Origin of the sequence: Vibrio chanodichtyis (assembly GCF_028863985.1) — a bacterium.
In the GTDB taxonomy this organism is placed as follows: Bacteria; Pseudomonadota; Gammaproteobacteria; order Enterobacterales; family Vibrionaceae; genus Vibrio; species Vibrio chanodichtyis.
On record NZ_JARBFT010000007.1, the window covers coordinates 117,953 to 136,806 of the forward strand.

General features: G+C 49.3%; 14 protein-coding genes. 4 read left to right on the plus strand and 10 right to left on the minus strand.

Annotated features, from left to right (window positions below; genetic code table 11):
- Positions 1–72: 72 nt before the first annotated feature.
- A complete protein-coding gene (gene yacG, locus PUN32_RS09260) occupies positions 73–270 on the plus strand; it encodes a DNA gyrase inhibitor YacG (protein ID WP_274722841.1) in 198 nt (65 codons plus the stop codon).
- 107 nt (positions 271–377) lie between these two features.
- Here yacG and parC read toward each other — a convergent pair whose 3' ends face one another.
- The 6 genes from parC to nudF all read right to left on the minus strand — a co-directional run bounded on the left by parC (position 378) and on the right by nudF (position 7,268).
- Positions 378–2,660 carry a DNA topoisomerase IV subunit A gene (gene parC, locus PUN32_RS09265; RefSeq protein WP_274722842.1) on the minus strand — a complete coding sequence of 761 codons (2,283 nt, stop codon included), beginning with the start codon at positions 2,658–2,660 and terminating at the stop codon, positions 378–380.
- A gap of 3 nt (positions 2,661–2,663) precedes the next feature.
- Complete coding sequence (gene parE / locus PUN32_RS09270) at positions 2,664–4,544, minus strand: DNA topoisomerase IV subunit B (protein ID WP_274722843.1); 1,881 nt, start codon at positions 4,542–4,544, stop codon at positions 2,664–2,666.
- Between the two features lie 179 nt (positions 4,545–4,723).
- Positions 4,724–5,311, minus strand: coding sequence for an esterase YqiA (yqiA, locus tag PUN32_RS09275; RefSeq protein WP_274722844.1), 588 nt, complete (start codon positions 5,309–5,311; stop codon positions 4,724–4,726).
- 1 nt (position 5,312) lies between these two features.
- On the minus strand, positions 5,313–6,143 hold the full coding sequence (gene cpdA / locus PUN32_RS09280; protein WP_274722897.1) for a 3',5'-cyclic-AMP phosphodiesterase: 831 nt from the start codon (positions 6,141–6,143) through the stop codon (positions 5,313–5,315).
- 30 nt (positions 6,144–6,173) lie between these two features.
- Positions 6,174–6,623 (minus strand): DUF1249 family protein, encoded by a 450-nt coding sequence (locus PUN32_RS09285; RefSeq protein WP_274722846.1) that lies wholly within the window; start codon positions 6,621–6,623, stop codon positions 6,174–6,176.
- A gap of 9 nt (positions 6,624–6,632) precedes the next feature.
- The gene (gene nudF / locus PUN32_RS09290; protein ID WP_274722847.1) at positions 6,633–7,268 is read right to left on the minus strand and encodes an ADP-ribose diphosphatase; all 636 of its coding nucleotides are present in this window, start codon (positions 7,266–7,268) and stop codon (positions 6,633–6,635) included.
- Positions 7,269–7,498: 230 nt separating this feature from the next.
- On the opposite strand from nudF, the gene tolC reads away from it, so the two are divergent.
- Positions 7,499–8,812 carry an outer membrane channel protein TolC gene (gene tolC, locus PUN32_RS09295; RefSeq protein WP_274722848.1) on the plus strand — a complete coding sequence of 438 codons (1,314 nt, stop codon included), beginning with the start codon at positions 7,499–7,501 and terminating at the stop codon, positions 8,810–8,812.
- 127 nt (positions 8,813–8,939) lie between these two features.
- Here the strand turns inward: tolC and hldE are convergent, their stop codons facing one another.
- The 4 genes from hldE to PUN32_RS09315 form a co-directional block, all read right to left on the minus strand.
- Entirely contained in the window at positions 8,940–10,370 is a 1,431-nt protein-coding gene (hldE, locus tag PUN32_RS09300) for a bifunctional D-glycero-beta-D-manno-heptose-7-phosphate kinase/D-glycero-beta-D-manno-heptose 1-phosphate adenylyltransferase HldE (protein WP_274722849.1), read from the minus strand.
- Between the two features lie 63 nt (positions 10,371–10,433).
- On the minus strand, positions 10,434–13,277 hold the full coding sequence (glnE, locus tag PUN32_RS09305; RefSeq protein WP_274722850.1) for a bifunctional [glutamate--ammonia ligase]-adenylyl-L-tyrosine phosphorylase/[glutamate--ammonia-ligase] adenylyltransferase: 2,844 nt from the start codon (positions 13,275–13,277) through the stop codon (positions 10,434–10,436).
- 164 nt (positions 13,278–13,441) lie between these two features.
- A complete protein-coding gene (locus PUN32_RS09310) occupies positions 13,442–14,698 on the minus strand; it encodes a methyl-accepting chemotaxis protein (protein ID WP_274722851.1) in 1,257 nt (418 codons plus the stop codon).
- A 300-nt stretch (positions 14,699–14,998) separates the two neighbouring features.
- Positions 14,999–16,516: a CYTH and CHAD domain-containing protein gene (locus tag PUN32_RS09315; protein ID WP_274722852.1), complete on the minus strand. Its 1,518-nt coding sequence runs from the start codon at positions 16,514–16,516 to the stop codon at positions 14,999–15,001.
- A 205-nt stretch (positions 16,517–16,721) separates the two neighbouring features.
- Here PUN32_RS09315 and PUN32_RS09320 point away from each other — a divergent pair, with 205 nt between their 5' ends.
- Both PUN32_RS09320 and PUN32_RS09325 read left to right on the plus strand, forming a co-directional pair.
- Complete coding sequence (locus tag PUN32_RS09320) at positions 16,722–17,402, plus strand: TIGR00153 family protein (protein WP_166014364.1); 681 nt, start codon at positions 16,722–16,724, stop codon at positions 17,400–17,402.
- Positions 17,403–17,544: 142 nt separating this feature from the next.
- Positions 17,545–18,807 (plus strand): inorganic phosphate transporter, encoded by a 1,263-nt coding sequence (locus tag PUN32_RS09325; protein WP_274722853.1) that lies wholly within the window; start codon positions 17,545–17,547, stop codon positions 18,805–18,807.
- Positions 18,808–18,854: the final 47 nt, after the last annotated feature.

Sequence of the window (18,854 nt, forward strand, 5' to 3'; positions counted from 1 at the left end):
GTCACTGACAATCGTAATAAATTCGCTTCAATTAGGAATAGGCCGCTGTGGCTTATTCAACAGGACCGTGTTATGACCCCAAAAATCACCATCGTCAAATGCCCACAATGTCACGCTGATGTGCCATGGAGTGAGCAGAGCCCACACCGCCCATTTTGCAGCAAGCAATGCCAAATGATTGATTTTGGTGAATGGGCCGATGAAGAGAACGCGATTGCTGGCGCGCCAGATATGTCCGACAGCGATGGTTGGTCAGAAGATCCGTATTAATAATCGATGGCGGTAAAATCATCCGCACTCAATCGGCTGGTGAGTCATAACCCGTAATAAAAGCCAGTCATAAACAACGAGGAGCCACTGGCTCCTCGTTGTTATTCTTATGCTTCAGTATGATCAGAGACTGGCGGCTCGGCTGAGGTTTCAATCTCAATCGCGGTCACCCGCTGTAAACCACGCGGCAACAGTGCCCCACGGCGGCCACGCTCACCACGGAAGTTATCCAGATCGCTGGCTTTCAAGCCCAATTTGCGCTTACCAGCATACAGGGTAATCGAGGCACCTTGTGGCAGCACCATCAAGTTCGATAACACTTCCTCACGTGTTTTGGCTTTGGCGGCAGGAATGTTGATGATCTTATTGCCTTTGCCCTTGTTCAGTTGCGGCAGATCCTTGATCGGGAACAGCAACATTCGGCCTTGGTTGGTGATAGCTAAAATCTCATCGCGATCCAAATCAGCAATCACTTGCGGCGTCATCACTTCTGATTGATCAGGCAAATTGATCAGCGCCTTACCAGTGCGGTTTTTCGATAATAAATCGTCACCTTTACACACAAAGCCATAACCGGCATCCGATCCGATCAGCCACAACTGCTCTTCATCGCCCATCACCACCTGACGAATCGAGGTGCCTTCCGCCATATTGAGTCGGCCAGTAATCGGCTCACCTTGGCCACGCGCAGAAGGCAGAGTGTGCGACTCTAATGAGTAACAGCGCCCATCACTGCCTAGCAGTACCGCTTGCTGGTTACTCTTACCACAGGCGTGAGTCAGATAATTATCACCCGCTTTATAGCTTAAACTGTGGCAATCCACTTCATGCCCTTTGGCATGGCGGATCCAACCTTTTTCGGAAACCACCACAGTGATCATTTCACTTGGCATCAGATCACGCTCGGTCAGCGCTTTAGCTTCTTCGCGTTCAACTAATGGAGAACGGCGAGCATCGCCAAATTTATCCGCATCAGCTTTGATCTCTTTTTTGAGCAGGCTATTGAGACGACGTTCCGAGCCGAGTAACTCTTCGAGTTTTTTGCGCTCTTTTTCTAGTTCATCCTGCTCACCGCGGATCTTCATCTCTTCCAATTTCGCCAAGTGGCGCAATTTGGTATCTAAGATCGCATCGGCTTGAATCTCACTCAGGTCAAAGCGCGCCATCAGCACCGCTTTCGGGTCCTCTTCGGTGCGGATGATTTCGATCACTTCATCAAGATTGAGATAAGCGATCAGCAAACCTTGCAAAATATGTAAGCGCGCCAGTACCTTATCTAGGCGGTATTGCAAACGTGAGCGTACCGTTTCACGACGGAAAGTGATCCACTCGTTGAGGATTTGCACTAACCCTTTGACCTGTGGACGATTATCCAGCCCGATCATATTCAGATTCACCCGAAAGCTTTTTTCCAAATCGGTTGAAGCGAATAAGTGGTTCATCAGCAGATCGCAATCCACGCGATTGGATCGCGGCACAATCACAATGCGGGTCGGATTTTCATGATCCGATTCATCACGCAGATCCTCCACCATCGGCAGTTTCTTCGCGCGCATTTGCGCAGCGATCTGCTCAAGCAGTTTGGCACCTGACACTTGATGGGGCAGCGCGGTGATCACAATATCGTTACCGTCTTTGCTCCATACCGCTCGCATTTTGACGCTGCCGCGCCCTGAACGGTACATTTTTTCAAGCTCAGCGGTTGGGGTGATGATCTCCGCTTCGGTTGGAAAATCTGGGCCTTGGACATACTGCATTAAGTCGGTCAGTGACGCCTGTGGATGATCCAGCAAATGCATGGTCGCTTCAGCAACTTCACGCACGTTGTGCGGTGGAATATCTGTCGCCATCCCAACCGCAATGCCGGTGACCCCATTGAGTAAAATATGCGGCAGTCGCGCTGGCAACATTTTTGGCTCTTGCATGGTGCCATCAAAGTTCGGTTGCCACTCAACCGTGCCTTGACCTAATTCACCCAATAACACTTCGGCAAATTTAGACAATTTGGCTTCGGTATAACGCATCGCAGCAAACGATTTCGGGTCATCGGGCGCACCCCAGTTACCTTGACCATCAACCAAGGGATAACGGTAAGAAAATGGCTGAGCCATCAATACCATGGCTTCGTAACAGGCTGAATCACCGTGTGGATGGTATTTACCTAACACATCGCCCACGGTACGTGCCGATTTTTTGTATTTGGACGAGGCGGAAAGCCCAAGCTCGGACATCGCGTAAATGATACGGCGTTGCACCGGTTTTAAGCCGTCGCCAATATATGGCAACGCGCGATCCATGATCACGTACATGGAATAATTAAGATAAGCGTCTTCGGTAAACTTGCGCAGCGGCAACTGCTCAACGCCATCAAAGCTGATTTCTGTAGACATGGGTTACACCTCTGCTATGTCGCCGTTGCTTTGCAGCCAAGCACGGCGGTCATCCGCACGTTTTTTGCCCAGCAGCATATCCATCATTTCGTCGGTGGCTTCTGAATCATCAATCGTCAGTTGCACCAAGCGGCGAGTATTCGGATCCATCGTGGTTTCACGCAGTTGCAGTGGGTTCATCTCACCCAAACCTTTAAAGCGTTGCACATTAATTTTGGCTTTTTTCTGGCTCAGGCGCTCTAACACGCCCTCTTTTTCCTGATCATCCAAGGCGTAGTACACCTCTTTGCCACAGTCGATACGATAGAGCGGAGGCATCGCCACATACACATGGCCAGCTTTGACTAACGCACGGAAATGGCGGGTAAACAGCGCGCACAACAAGGTGGCAATGTGTAGACCATCGGAGTCCGCATCGGCGAGGATACACACTTTGCCATAACGCAGAGTTTCCAAATCATCACTATCAGGATCAATCCCCAACGCAATCGAAATATTGTGCACTTCTTGTGAAGCAAGCACTTGATCGGCGGAGACTTCCCAAGTGTTGAGAATTTTGCCACGCAGCGGCATGATCGCTTGGAATTCGCGATCGCGTGCTTGTTTAGCCGAGCCGCCTGCCGAATCCCCTTCCACCAAAAATAGTTCGGTACGGTTAAGATCTTGCACGGTACAGTCGGTTAATTTGCCGGGTAATGCAGGGCCAGAAGCAATTTTCTTACGCACCACTTTTTTGCTAGCGCGCATGCGCTGATGGGCGTTGGTAATACATACTTCTGCCAACTGTTCAGCTAATTGCGGTTTTTCATTCAACCACAAGCTGAAGGCATCTTTCACCACTCCAGAGACAAAGGCTGCCGATTGGCGGGAAGAGAGACGCTCTTTGGTTTGGCCAGCAAATTGCGGATCTTGCATCTTGATCGACAGCACATAGGCACAGCGTTCAAAAATATCTTCTCCGGTCAGCTTAACCCCGCGTGGTAGCAGGTTGCGAAACTCGCAGAATTCACGCATTGCATCGAGTAAACCTTGGCGCAAACCGTTAACGTGAGTCCCCCCCTGCGCGGTTGGGATCAGGTTAACGTAGCTTTCGCTGATCAGATCGCCGCCTTCCGGCAGCCAAATCACCGCCCAAGTCGCCGCTTCAGTTTGCGCGCTAAACTCACCGGTAAACGGCTCTTCAGGCAATAAGGTGTAACCTTTCACCCCTTCGGCCAGATAATCTTTCAAACCGTCTTGATACAGCCAACGGTGCTCATGATTATTAACTTTATCGGTAAAGATGATCTCTAAACCGGGGCACAGCACCGCTTTAGCACGCAAATTATTAATCAGGCGGGATGCGGAAAAGTTGGCGAAATCAAAATATTTGCTGTCCGGCCAGAAATGTACGCTCGTGCCGGTATTGCGTCGACCACAGGTGCCTGTCACGCTCAACTCGGTGACTTTCTCGCCATGTTCAAAAGCAATGTCATACACTTGACCATCACGGCGTACCGTCACTTCCACCCGTTTCGACAGGGCGTTGACCACCGAAATACCAACCCCGTGCAAACCGCCGGAGAATTGGTAGTTTTTATTGGAAAACTTACCGCCTGCATGCAGTTTGCATAAAATCAGTTCAACCCCAGAGATTTTCTCTTCTGGGTGAATATCCACTGGCATTCCTCGCCCGTCATCAATCACTTCTAATGATTGATCGGCATGCAGAATAACCTGAATTTTGGAGGCGTATCCGGCCAACGCTTCATCGACAGAGTTGTCGATCACTTCTTGGCCAAGATGGTTAGGCCGCGTGGTATCGGTATACATTCCCGGTCTGCGACGGACTGGTTCTAAGCCATTGAGAACCTCAATAGCGCCAGCATTATATTGTTCAGTCATAATCGGAATGCTTTATTTGCTGAATGATTAGGCGTGTACTAGACGCCAAAGTCTAAGGGCAACATAGTCTGGAAGCTGCCGATTGATGTCAAGGACAGAGCGCAAGGATTGATTAAATTTATGACGCTTTGCGCAGCAAAATCGGCCAACCGCACCAAAAGCGCAAAGCGAATCACCAATCAAAGGGCTAGGAATTGAATGATCTGCGCTGGGTAGCGTTCAAAATCGACAAAGCTGTGATCGCCACCCGCTTCGAGTGTCAGCTTGGCGGCATGGTATTTTTCAGCTGCTTGGCGATAATCGAGCACTTCATCCCCCATCTGCTGCAATAACCAAAAATCACTCGGCTGCTTGAGCTGCGCGACGTCTAACGCTTTGAGCTCATCAATATGACCCGCATCAAGCACGTAACGCTCATGTGTGTAAGGGTTAAGCTGCTCACCGAGAAAATCCGCTAACAGCTCATAAGGCTTGACCGCCGGGTTAATCACTACCGCGGGCAAACCCCATTGAGCATTTAGCCAAGTGGCTAAATAGCCGCCCAGTGAACTGCCGACCAAACCAATTCGGTATTGCTCACGATACGGCTCGATCAGTGCGAACAAATGCTGCGCGGCTTGGGCAGGAAAACTCGGCAACTTGGGGACCAAGACCGTGATATCTGGCCGATGTTGCAGGCAATACTGCTGCATCACCTGCGCTTTGTGTGACAACGGTGAGCTGTTAAAGCCATGGATGTAAACCAGCAGTGAGGGACGCGCAGCCATATTAGTATCCATTGGAAGTAAAGTCAGGTAAGAAACGACCGTGCTTCAAACGGTTAACTTGACTACTGATCTGCCCATCCGCGTGCAAGGTCAGCTCACGCCAACCGGGAGAACAGTTGTCCAAGGCAAAATTTTGTGAATTGGGTTTAAACTGCACACAGGTCGATGGGGTTGCCATCACCCGCGCACCTAAATGCATCCGATCCATCTCCTGATGCACATGGCCACACAACAACGCGCGGACATTACGATGTTTTGCCACCACCGCCCAGAGATCTTCACTCTGTTTCAGCGCATGTTGATCCAACCACGCACTGCCGACCAATAACGGATGATGATGAAGTAAAACTAAACTGTGGCGCTGAGGATGCTGGCTCAATTGGTCATCAAGCAATTGCAGTTGTGCAGGACTTAGGCAACCATGCGGAGCGCCACTGACTTGTGAATCGAGCAGCACCATCTGCCAATGTTCACCGAGCAAAACATGCTCAATAGCTTGAATCTGCTCGCTGGGCAACACACTGTGCATACTGGGCGGATAATCGTGGTTGCCAGGCAACCAGTAGCAAACTTTGGGTTGCGCTTGGGTGGTTTGTAGCGGCGCAACAGTGCGCACGAAACGCTGATAAGATTCCGGCGTATGATCTTGCGAAATATCCCCTGTCGCAACCAGCGCATCAAACTCGACCTGCTCTTCTACAATGGCCGCCACCACCGCTGAAAAACTATCCGCAGTATTCACACTCAGCAAGCTACCATCTTCTGCCGCGAATAAATGGGTATCCGTGATCTGAATAAGCTTGATTGCTGACGGTTCTGATTGAGATGACACTTTCAAAATCGGTAAACCTACCTCTGTTATTTATGGTGATAGAGTGATCGGGCTGCGGCTAATGCCATATTTTAGGCAGAAGGTCAGCCAATCACCTAAAAAGCGGTTTAATTGCGCTTTTTCATCAGGTTGCACCATGTTTTGATTGGGATAATCATAACACGGTAACACTCGCTCTCGCGGCAGCGTAGAGCACACTTCGGCCACCCGAACATCGTGGTATAGCCTGACAGACATAGTCGGCAATGGAAACGCCGACCAGTCATCACTTTGACAAATTTCCAGCAAAGTTGTGTATTTTGTGACTTCTCGCACTTCCAGTTGATAGGCCATCTGTGCCGCTTGGTAACAGCGCTGCTCTCCCACTTCTGGTTGGGCAGGCAACAGCGCATTCAATTTAGCGTAGTTGGTCTCATAGACGCGCATCAGCTCTCTAAGATCAACATGATAAGGCTTTCTTGCTCTCAATTGACTATTCACAGCCCATTATCACTCTGTATGCTGCCACTGTTGCTGTAAGCGCTGATAATTCAATGCTAACCATTGCAGGGCAATAATCGACGCGCCATTCTCAATTTTGCCTTGTTCGACCAGCTGATACGCCTCGGCTCGACTCAGCACATGCACCTGAATATCTTCACCTTCACAGTCTAAACCATGAATGCCGCCCGCCAGTGAGCAGTCAACTTCGCCAACAAACACATCCAACTTTTCAGAGCAGCCACCCGAAGAGGGGTAATAAGAGAGGATTTTTTCCACTCTTGCAACCGTTAATCCGGCTTCTTCGATCGCTTCGCGACGCACCACTTGTTCTGAGCTCTCTTGGCTATCGATCACCCCAGCGACAATTTCCAATTGCCAAGGCTGCGCGCACTCGAGTGCACCGACTCGGATCTGTTCAATGATCACCACTTGGTCGCGGATCGGATCGTACGGTAATAGCGCTGCCGCATGGCCACGCTCAAACATTTCACGCTCGATCGGCTCACTCCATCCCCCAGCAAAACGCTGGTGTTTAAAGCGATATTTCACCATCCGAAAATAACCTTGAAACAAGGTCTGTTTGTTAAGGATCTCGACCTGTTGCTGATTAAAACAGAGCGGTTGTGGCTTGGCATCTTGCATAGTGATCTCCTCGCGGTCGATTTTACAGTTTACTCGCGGAATTTGCCGACTTCCAACAAGTGCTCAACTTTTTATGTAAATTTTATTTTAAATTTTAAGTGGCTCAAAATTTTTATTGCACAAGTGGATAGTTAAGTGTAAAAAAGTGCAAAGTTTCGAGTGAATTACCACCAATTTGGGTTAAACTCTTGAGGAATAAATCCTTTCACATCACGTCAGGAATAGGACCGATGAAAAAACTGATTCCATTATTTGTTAGTGCTGCGCTAGGCACACTAAGTTCTGCTGTGTGGGCAGAAAACCTGGCAGAGATTTATAACCAAGCAAAAGAACATGACCCTCAATTACTCAGTGTCGCCGCGCAACGTGAAGCGGCATTTGAAGCGATAAACTCCAGCCGCAGCAGCCTATTACCACAGATTAACCTGACTGCTGGTTACAATATCAGCCGTAGTGATCAAGATTCACGGGAAAGTGATCTGCTCTCGGCGGGCATTGCGTTCTCACAAGAGCTGTATCAACGTTCAAGCTGGATAAATTTAGATACCGCAGAGAAAAAAGCGCGCCAAGCGGATTCACAATACGCAGCAGCTCAGCAAGGTTTGATCCTGCGTGTCGCGCAAGCCTATTTTGAAGTGCTGCTCGCTCAAGATACCCTTGAATTCGTGCAAGCCGAAAAAGCGGCGGTCGGTCGTCAATTAGAGCAAACCAAACAACGCTTTGAAGTTGGCTTGTCGGCGATTACTGACGTACACGATGCACAAGCACAATACGATAGCGTGTTAGCCGATGAAGTGCTCGCCGAAAACAATCTGATCAATAGCTATGAGACGTTGCGTGAAATCACTGGCCAAGGATATTCAAAACTGGCGGTATTAGACACCAAACGTTTTGCGGCAAGCCGTACCACAGAGTCAAGCGAAGCGCTGATTGAGCAAGCTCAGCAGAAAAACTTATCGCTGCTGAGTGCGCGCATTAGCCAAGATGTGGCGCGCGATAATATCTCGCTAGCCAGCTCTGGCCATCTGCCATCACTGACACTGGATGGCGGTTACAACTATGGTAATATTCGCAACGACAACAATGCATCCAACCCGTCCGATTACAACGATTTCAAAATCGGGGTGAATTTGTCGGTACCACTTTACACCGGTGGTAACACTACCTCACTAACCAAGCAGGCTGAATTTGCTTACGTGGCTGCCAGCCAAGATCTTGAAGCGACTTATCGTTCGGTGGTGAAAGATGTACGTGCTTACAACAACAACATTAATGCCTCAATCGGTGCCCTGCGTGCTTACGAGCAAGCGGTAATTTCGGCCAAATCAGCCCTTGAAGCGACTGAAGCAGGTTTTGATGTGGGTACGCGTACGATTGTCGATGTGCTTGATTCAACACGCCGTCTGTATGATGCCAACAAAAACTTGTCTAATGCACGTTACGACTACATTTTGAATGTACTACAACTGCGCCAAGCAATTGGTACGCTAAGCGAGCAAGACATTATTGATGTCAATGCGGGCTTGCGAGTCGCGAAAAAATAATTCGCCACTATCGATTGATACCAAAAATAAAGGGGCCTATTCATTTGGCCCCTTTGCTTATTGATAACATCAGCGAACGCTTCAGCAATCCAGTTAATCACTGTCGCGCACTGGCTGGGGGGGGGAATTAACCACGCCCGCCTTTAATTGCCGCGATAATTTCTGAAGTTGAACATCCATCTTCAAAGTTCAACACTTTCACTTCACCACCGGCCGCCATCACCTCTTGCCCACCCGCGATCTCATGCGGTTGGTAATCACCACCTTTGACTAACAAATTAGGCAATACGGCCGCGATTAAACGCTGTGGCGTATCTTCACTAAATGGCACCACCCAATCCACCGCGCCGAGTCCAGCTAATACTGCCATGCGACGCTCAGTGCTGTTGACTGGACGCGCTGGGCCTTTCAAGCGTTTGACTGACTCATCAGTATTGACCGCTACAATCAGTCGATCGCCAAGCTCGGCCGCATGGTTAAGATAGGAAACATGGCCAGCGTGCAAAATATCAAAGCAGCCATTAGTCATCACCACTTTTTCACCGCGCGCCTTGGCTTTTTTCACTGCTTCAATCAGGGCTTGTTCGCTGATCACGCCAAAATCGGTATCTTGGCTGCCGTGTACCGCCTCCGCCAATTCAATGGTCGAAACGGTTGAGGTGCCCAGTTTACCTACCACTACCCCAGCAGCGGCATTGGCCAGCGCACACGCTTCATCCAAATCTTTACCTGCCGCAACTGAAGCGGCCAACACTGAAATCACCGTATCGCCGGCACCGGTCACGTCATACACTTCGCGCGCTTGGGTTGGCAAATGGAATGGTGTCATTCCACGGCGTAACAGGGTCATACCATGTTCACTACGCGTCACCAATAACGCTTCTAAATCGAACTGCTCAATCAGTGCGAAGCCTTTGTCGACCAGATCTTGCTCCGATGTCACTTTACCGACCACCGCTTCAAACTCAGACATATTCGGCGTTAGCAGTGATGCACCACGGTACGGTTCAAAATCACTGCCTTTCGGGTCAATAAACACCGGAACCCCAGCCTGCTTAGCTTGTTGAATAAACTGCTGCACATGCTCTAGCGCACCTTTGGCATAGTCAGACAGGATCACCGCACGCACCTTAGGTAGCGCATTTTGCATACGCGATAAGATCAAATTCGCATCGGTATTTTCAAATTTGTCTTCAAAATCGAGACGGATCAACTGCTGGCCGCGGCTCAAAACGCGCAATTTAGTGATGGTTGGATAATTAGCCAACGCCACAAAATCACAATCTACCTTCAGTGAAGTCAATTTGTCGGTCAGCACACGCGCCGGTTCATCTTGCCCAATCAGGCCAATAATGTGCGCCTGACCGCCTAATGACGCAATGTTCATCGCCACGTTAGCCGCTCCGCCTGGCCGCTCCTCACTCTGCTCTACTTTGACCACAGGCACCGGGGCTTCCGGTGAGATACGGCCAGTTGGGCCATACCAGTAACGGTCTAGCATCACATCACCGACAATTAATACCCCTGCTTTGCTGTAGTCAGGTAGGACTGGTTTCATGCTTAATCTCCAATAATCCGATTGCGGCCAAGTCTATCACAGCCACTGAAAGGGCAGAAGTCATCAAGCGAGCCACTGCTGCCAAGCTTGTATCACTTGTTGACGTTCCACGACAAATTGCGTATCGCGCACATCGGCCGATTGGTTGAGCAAATTACGGCGATGGATTTGATCCCGCATGCTGGTGTAAGCCTGAGTCAGAGTCAGCGCTTGTGTTTCATCCATCACTTGATGCTGCATCAACGACTCAAAAATACGCACATTATCCGACCAGCGGGTCAGCTTAGGCTGTTGATGGCTAAAACATAACACCAAATATTGCGCTAAAAATTCAATATCGGTGATCCCGCCTTGATCTTGCTTGAGCATAAAACGACCGGCTTTTTTGCCACCAAGGTGATCGCGCATTTTCAAGCGCATGGCAACCACCTCTTGTTTCAACTGCTCTGGCTCGCGTGGCAAGCAAAGGATCTCATGCCGCGTAGTGGCAAACGCTTGTTGCAGCGGTGCATCACCGTAAATCATCCGCGCTCGAACCAAGGCTTGATGCTCCCATGTCCACGCCTCTTGGCGTTGGTACTCATCAAACGCTTGGGTTGGGCAAACCAGTAATCCGGAAACGCCGGAGGGGCGCAGGCGGGTATCTACCTCATACAGAATTCCCGATGCGGTACGGGTGGAAAAAATGTGCATCACGCGCTGGGCTAAGCGTAAATAAAACTGGCGACCATCAATCACTTTCTCGCCGTCGGTGTAAATATCGGCTGGGCAATCGTGCATAAACACGATATCTAAATCTGAGTTGTAGCCAAGCTCCCAACCGCCGACTTTGCCATAGCCCACCACGCCAAAGCCTTTGCCATCACGCTGTTTAAGATGGGTCGGCTCGCCATATTTACTGCTCACTTGCAGCCAGGCTTGACGGATCACTGCTTCGACAATCGCTTCGGCCAAATAGGTTAAGTGATCACTCACTTTCATGATCGGTAGCGCGCCCGCAATGTCTGCCGCCGCAATGCGTAAAATCGAGATCTGCTTAAATTGGCGCAGCGCTTCCATCTGCTGCTCCATATCTTCCTCTGGAATTCGCGCCAGAAAATCGCGCAGCTCGCTTTGATAAGACTCTAGTGGGATCGGGTGATATAGATGCTGCGGATCGATCAGTTCATCGAGCAAAATCGGATAACGCGCTAACTGCTCTGAAATCATTGGACTGGCGGTACACAGCCGTACCAGTTGCACTAACGCCGCCGGATGCTCATCCAACAATTCAAGGTAAGTGGTGCGAGTTGCAATATTGTGCAGCAGGTTGAGCACGCGGGCTAAACCAAATTCGGCCTCAGGATGAGCAAACACCGCTTGGTACAGTTTCGGCATCAAGCGATTGAGTACCTCGCGCCCACGGGGGCCGATGGTACGCTTAGCGAGATCCTCTTTAAATTGGGTAATGATGCGAATCGGCTGCTCGCCAGCGGCGAGGCCAAGATCGTGCTGAATAATGTGCTCGATCACTTCCGGCTTATGGGCCATATCCCACAGCTCATGAAAATGGCGCTCCACCGTTTGATCTTCTTCCTCATCCTCACCAATCAAGCTCGCAAAGACCTGATGCACCTGCTGCATATGCTGGTTCACTTGTTGTTGCAAACTTGACCAATCGCTCACTCCCATTGCCACCGCAAGCCGCCATTGATCTTGCTCTTTATCTGGCAAGGTCTGCGTCTGTTTATCGGCGATCGCTTGCAGCAAATTTTCTACTCGGCGCAAAAAGCGATAAGCATCCCGCAGATCTTGCACTTGCGCGAGTGGCAACAGGGCTAACTCAGCAATCGCATCCAGCGTTTCCAATAGGCCGCGTTTACGTAAGCTTGGCTCGCGGCCACCTCGGATCAATTGAAACACTTGGGCGATAAATTCGATTTCGCGGATCCCGCCCGCGCCGAGTTTAATATTGTTACTTAAACCACGGCGGCGCACTTCGCTACTGATCATCGATTTCATGCGACGCAGCGACTGAATGGCACTGAAATCGATGTAACGCCGAAAGACGAAAGGCCGCAACATTTGGCGCAGCTCTTGGTATTGGGGATACATTTCGCGCCCAATCACCCGCGCTTTGATCATCGCGTAGCGTTCCCAATCACGCCCCTGCTCTTGATAATAATCTTCTAACGCCGCATAGCTCATTGCCAGTGGACCACTATCACCAAATGGGCGCAAACGCATATCGACTCGATAACAGAAGCCCTCCGGTGTCGGCTGATCCAACAATTTGATCAAGCGTTGGCCAAGCCGGGTAAAAAACTGAGCATTGGCGATTGCTCGGCGCGCACCTTGGGTTTCACCATTTTCCGGATAAGTGAAAATCAGATCGATATCAGAGGAGAAATTAAGCTCGCCACCACCCAGTTTGCCCATCCCAATGATCAGCATTGGTTGCGGCTGGCCTTGTGTATTACATGGCGTACCCATTTCCAGACAACAGCGCTGATATAACCATTGGTAACTTTCAAAAATTAACGCTTCCGCCAATTGTGAAAGATGCGTGAGGCTCTGCTCAATCGTCCAGCTACCACAAAAATCACGCCATGCGATGTAGACCATCTCTTGATGACGAAATTTTCGCAGTATCGCTTGCCCTGCGGCTTCATCATGACAATCCACCAAATGTTGTGCTAATTGGTGTCGATAGCTCTGCCAACGTGACGCTTGGGCAAGCCAGTTCGGCAATTGCTGGCACAACTGGCGATCCCGCTTTAAAGTTTCGGCAATAAACTCACTCAGCCCAAGCACTCGATGCAGCTCGGTTTGATAATCGGCCGGCCATTGGGCAATCTCTGGCTGCAATGCCAACAGTTGCTGATAATGTTGTTCGGCGATGGGTAAAAGAGCACTAGGCAGTGGCATGCGGCATCCTTGTCTTGATCGGTTAAGCTCAGTGGTGATTATGCTGATTCGTGATTCGTTATCAGTGATGAGTTATATCGCAAACTGGGGTTGAAAAAAAACGCCCACCGCAGAGTGTGAGCGTTATCTTGATCTTTTTATTGAGTGCAACCATTCAAACGGCGTTACACCCGAAAGGTGGTGATTTTACTATCCAACTCTTCGGCGTTAGTTTGCATTATTTCTGATGTTTCTAACAGTTCGCTCATCACGGTGACTGAGCCTTCAACCAATTCTCGGACATTATTGAGATTTTTGTTCATCTCTTCCGCCACACTGCTTTGCTGGCCGGCGGCAGAAGCAATTTGGAAGTTCATATCATTTAACTGCTGCACTTGGCTGACAATCCCATCCAGCTCAGTGCCAGCATTGGTGATCAGCTCAACCCCATCCGCTGCTTGCACGACGCTTTTTTCCATTAAATCGACCGCGCTGTTGGCACTCTGTTGCAACTGAGTGATCATCTCTTGAATTTCCACCGTCGCATTTTGGGTACGCTGCGCCAGATTACGCACTTCATCAGCCACCACCGCAAAGCCACGTCCAGCTTCACCGGCACGCGCCGCTTCAATCGCCGCATTGAGCGCCAATAAATTGGTTTGTTCTGAAATGCCACGAATGGTACCCACCACACTGCTGATCGCGACCACTCGCTCTTCAACCTGATTGACCGCGTGAGCAGAAGCGCTGATGTCTTTCGACAATTCACTCATTTTACTGATGGTGCTTTTCACAAACTGCTGGCCGGTATCGGCTTGCAGTGAGGTACTTTCTGTCAGGGATGAGGCATTTTGCGCATGTTCCGCCACAGTTTGGACGGTCGATGACATTTCACTCATCGCTGTCGCCAGTTGATCAATTTCATTGAACTCTTCCAGCGCCGAATCTTTGGTTTCCGACATGCTCATGGTCATCACTTCAGTCAATGAAGTTAATTCCTGTGAAGCGTTAATCTGCGTGCGGATCAACTCTTGCAGTTGATGACGCGTTTTTTCTAGCTCACGCGCCACATCACCGTATTCATCTTTACAGTCCATATTGATCGGTTGCGATAAATTACGCTGTGCCATTAACTTAATCGCATCATTCAGGTACTGAGTTTGGCGCAGCATGACTCGTGCAACAAACAGCAGCAGTGCAGCAAAGAAAGCAATTAATAGCAGGGTTTGCCAAAAGATTTGCACCAAGTAGTTATCATAATACTGCTGGGCGACTTGCGCATTTTGGGTAGCCGAGAGCAGCGACTGGTAGAAAATACTGGCATCCCATAACTGCTTGCCAACGATCAACACCGTGCTGAATACCATTAGTATCACCATTTTCGGCACTAAGCGAAAATCGGTAATTAAACGCTCCCACGGCTTAAAAGACATCGTTGTCATGATCCTGACTCCATATTATTGAGATTAGGTAACCAAACTGAGCGCGTATTAATGCAATCAGTTGTACGAATAATGCCGATGATAACAAACATTAAACTCAACCAATGCGCGGCACATCGCTAATTCTTTCGTTGAGTAAAATAATTTGTGAGCTTGGTCGGCTTCCCGAGCATTCTCGTCACCTTACTATCGGCTTCTACCACCAAAACTAAAGAGTTTTTACCAAGGTGTAGCAAGCAATCAGGGAGGCCAAAGCCTCCCTGATCTCAATCAAACTCAGTGATCAACAACAAAAACGTGTTACTCATGCCAATAACGATGGGCTTCAACCCCCATAGTGCGGCTCTGCTCCATCGCATGCAGAATTGAGTTTTCTTGACGATTCAGCCAGCGTTTCAGTTGATCTTGCTCGTCACCTTGCAGTAAATCCACCAGCCGCTCTAACGGCTTCAGGCGCAGTAGATCATCAATGCCATGCAATAAATCGGCCCACGGCATACGAAATGCCTGACGATCTTCCGCCGCATACAAGTTGGCAAAACTGACCCCTGTGTACAAATTGCGCATTAAACGATACTGCTGATCGATGTACTCTTGCACGGTTAGTACTTTACCCGGAGGGAAAGCTTCCATTAACTCGGCCCAAGCTCGATCCAGTTTTCTTACCGCAAAGATTTCCAGCGGCAGTGCCATTTTTTCACGCGCTTTGTCATCTAAAAATGGCTGCCAACCACGGGTCAATACCCAGCGACTGAGATCGAGCAATAGTCCGGTATAACGCGCACTACTCAACAAGCGCAGAGTATCCTCACGCTGGGGTAAACTTTCTTGCACAGTTTTTAGCTCAGTCACCAAGAACTTACGCGCATCCAATTTACGCAGCGCATAGCCTTTGTCCTCTTGCAAACTGGCAAGGTATTCAAATTGTTTTAGCCACTGCAGCTCTTGCTCTAGCCATTTCAATTCTTGACGTAAAATGGCACTGGCACGGCGCGGTATCACCCCTCCATACACTGACAACAATTGGCGTAAATAACTGACCGCATGGTGTATTTCATGTAGAGCGGCCACCTCTTCACGCTCGATGTAAATCTGCTCATGACGGTGCCAATGGTCAAGGGCATGTTCCAGCGCACGGATGAAGCACGATTCTGCGCTATCATTTTTATCGACACTGACCAGTGCCAATGGCGTGATCGGCTCACCCGCATGGTTAGCCGCTAACCGATAGCCACGCGCGGCTTTACTTAGGTTACCTAAGCGCATGCCGCCCTGTTCACACAACTGGCGTGCCAAGGTAAACAGTGCATCGGTTTGCCCTGATTTAAGCTCTAATTCCACTTCACAAATCGGCTGTTGGCGCTCACCGGCCACCACCACACCTTGATCAAAAGCAACCTCGACTTGGCTACCATCAGCCATGTTAATCAGCCATTGTTCACGGCTAAAATTGGTAGAAAACAGTGGCAATAGCTCGGCTTGCAACTCGGCCAACGGTTTCGCGGCCGGCCAAATATCCATCGGGTGTAAAGAGAGATCGGGATCATTACTATGATGTTCGGCATTAAACTCTGGACGCTGATGCAGACCTGCCACCACACGGCCAGCGGTTTTCACCGTTTGGACATACACTTCATCAAAACGACGGATGCGCAAGCCAATATCATGCTGGCGTAACCAGTTATCAGGTGTATCAAAGTACGTGTTTCCTAGCTCGCGACAGCTGTGCTGAAGTACTTTAGTTTCAGAAAGTTTGGCGCATAAAATCGTCGAAAATTCTGGAGAAACAAAAAACTTCAGTTCTATCTCGGTTTCCATAGTTATACCTTTCGCTGCAGATGCCGACAGGATATTGCCTTATAGACATAGGAGCAAGAGAGAAATATCCGTTCAATCGTGATCTAAAACAGTTTTATTGCGCCAGTGTTTGAGTTAACATGCGCGCCTTTATAGCCAACGCTCAACATTTCACCATATTATGGTGTATGTTATTTAAAGGTTATAGCTATTAGGTTGAATGACCATGCCAGTAAATACAATTATGGGGTTATTTGCAAAGTCCCCAATTAAGCCTTTGCAACGTCATGTTGTGTGTGTGAATGAATGCTGCTCACATCTGATCAATTTCTTTGAAGTTTGTAACAAAGATGATTGGGAAACGGCCGGTGAAATTCGTGCACAAATTTCTCACCTTGAGAAAGAAGCTGACGTGTTAAAACGTGAAATCCGCCTTAAACTTCCTCGCGGTTTGTTCATGCCAGTCGATCGCAGTGACATGCTTGAACTGCTCACCCAACAGGATAAATTAGCTAACCTTGCCAAAGATATTGCCGGCCGAGTGTATGGCCGTCAGCTTATCATCCCTGAGCCTCTCCAAGAAAACTTCATCGCTTACGTTAAACGCTGTTTAGATGCAGCGAACCAAGCGCAGAAGGTGATCAGCGAGCTCGACGAGTTATTGGAAACCGGATTCAAAGGTCGTGAGGTCACCCTCGTGGCTGAAATGATCCATCAACTGGATGTGATTGAAGATGACACCGATACCATGCAGATTCGCCTGCGCCAGCAACTGATGGCCATCGAATCGAAAATGAATCCGATTGATGTCATGTTCTTGTACAAAATTCTTGAATGGGTGGGCGGCATTGCCGACCAAGCGCAGCGCGTTGGCGCTCGCTTAGAGCTGATGCTTTCTCGTTCTTAAATTTAAAGTTAACCAAATAACGAAGAGCAACCATATGATGACAACCCGCTAGGCGCTAAGTACTCACTACGCTGAAAGTTGTCATGTGCATAAAAAAACAAGCAAAGGTTGCTCCGCTTGTTATCAACAACTAGGTATTACGATGGAAATCCTTGCAAACTACGGCACTGTGTTGATTATTGTGGCAGCTGTCTTCGGTTTCTTGATGGCAATTGGTATTGGTGCCAATGATGTGGCCAATGCCATGGGCACTTCCGTAGGGTCAAAAGCACTCACTGTTAAACAAGCAATTATTATTGCGATGATTTTTGAATTCGCAGGCGCTTACTTAGCCGGTGGTGAAGTGACGGAAACTATCCGTAATGGGGTTATCGACACTTCACTTTTCGTAAATACGCCGGATGTGCTGATCTACGGCATGATGTCAGCTCTGCTGGCAGCTGGAACTTGGTTACTGGTCGCCTCTTATATGGGCTGGCCGGTTTCCACTACCCACTCGATTATTGGTGCGATCATCGGTTTTGCGTGTGTGTCGGTAGGCACTGAAGCGGTCGATTGGAGCTCAGTACAAGGCATCGTCGGTAGCTGGCTAATCACGCCAGTCATTTCTGGCTTATTTGCTTACCTGATCTTTGTCAGCGCCCAACGCCTGATTTTTGATACCGAAAAACCGCTGATTAATGCTAAGCGTTTTGTGCCAGTGTACATGTTTATCACTACAATGGTGATTGCGCTGGTGACCATCAAAAAAGGCTTGAAGCACGTTGGCCTACACCTTTCAAACACCGAAGCTTGGATGTGGGCGGCGGTACTCTCTGCGATTGTGATGGTCGGCGGCTACTTGTACATTCAACGCAAATTTGCCAATCGAGATGAAGACCACGGCTTTAGTGGTGTAGAGAGCATCTTTAGCGTATTGATGGTGATCACCGCCTGTGCGATGGCCTTTGCCCACGGTTCAAACGATGTCGCCAACGCGATTGGTCCATTGTCAGCGGTGGTTTCAACCGTTGAGCATATGGGTGAAGTGGCAGCGAAAAGCTCGATCGCATGGTGGATCCTACCGCTTGGTGGTTTTGGTATCGTGGTTGGCTTAGCCACACTGGGTCATAAAGTCATGGCCACTATCGGCACTGGAATTACTGAACTGACGCCAAGCCGTGGTTTCGCCGCTCAGCTTGCCACCGCCTCTACGGTAGTGCTGGCTTCTGGTACTGGTCTGCCTATTTCAACCACACAAACTTTGGTGGGTGCTGTGTTAGGGGTAGGTTTTGCACGTGGTATTGCCGCACTTAACTTAGGTGTAGTGCGTAACATTGTCGCCTCTTGGGTGGTCACCCTTCCGGCTGGTGCGCTACTGGCGGTGGTGTTCTTCTACGCTATTCAAGCAGTGTTTGTCGGCTAAGCCTAGGTAAAATCAGAGTTAGCCAACCGTCAGGATTGGCTCAAACG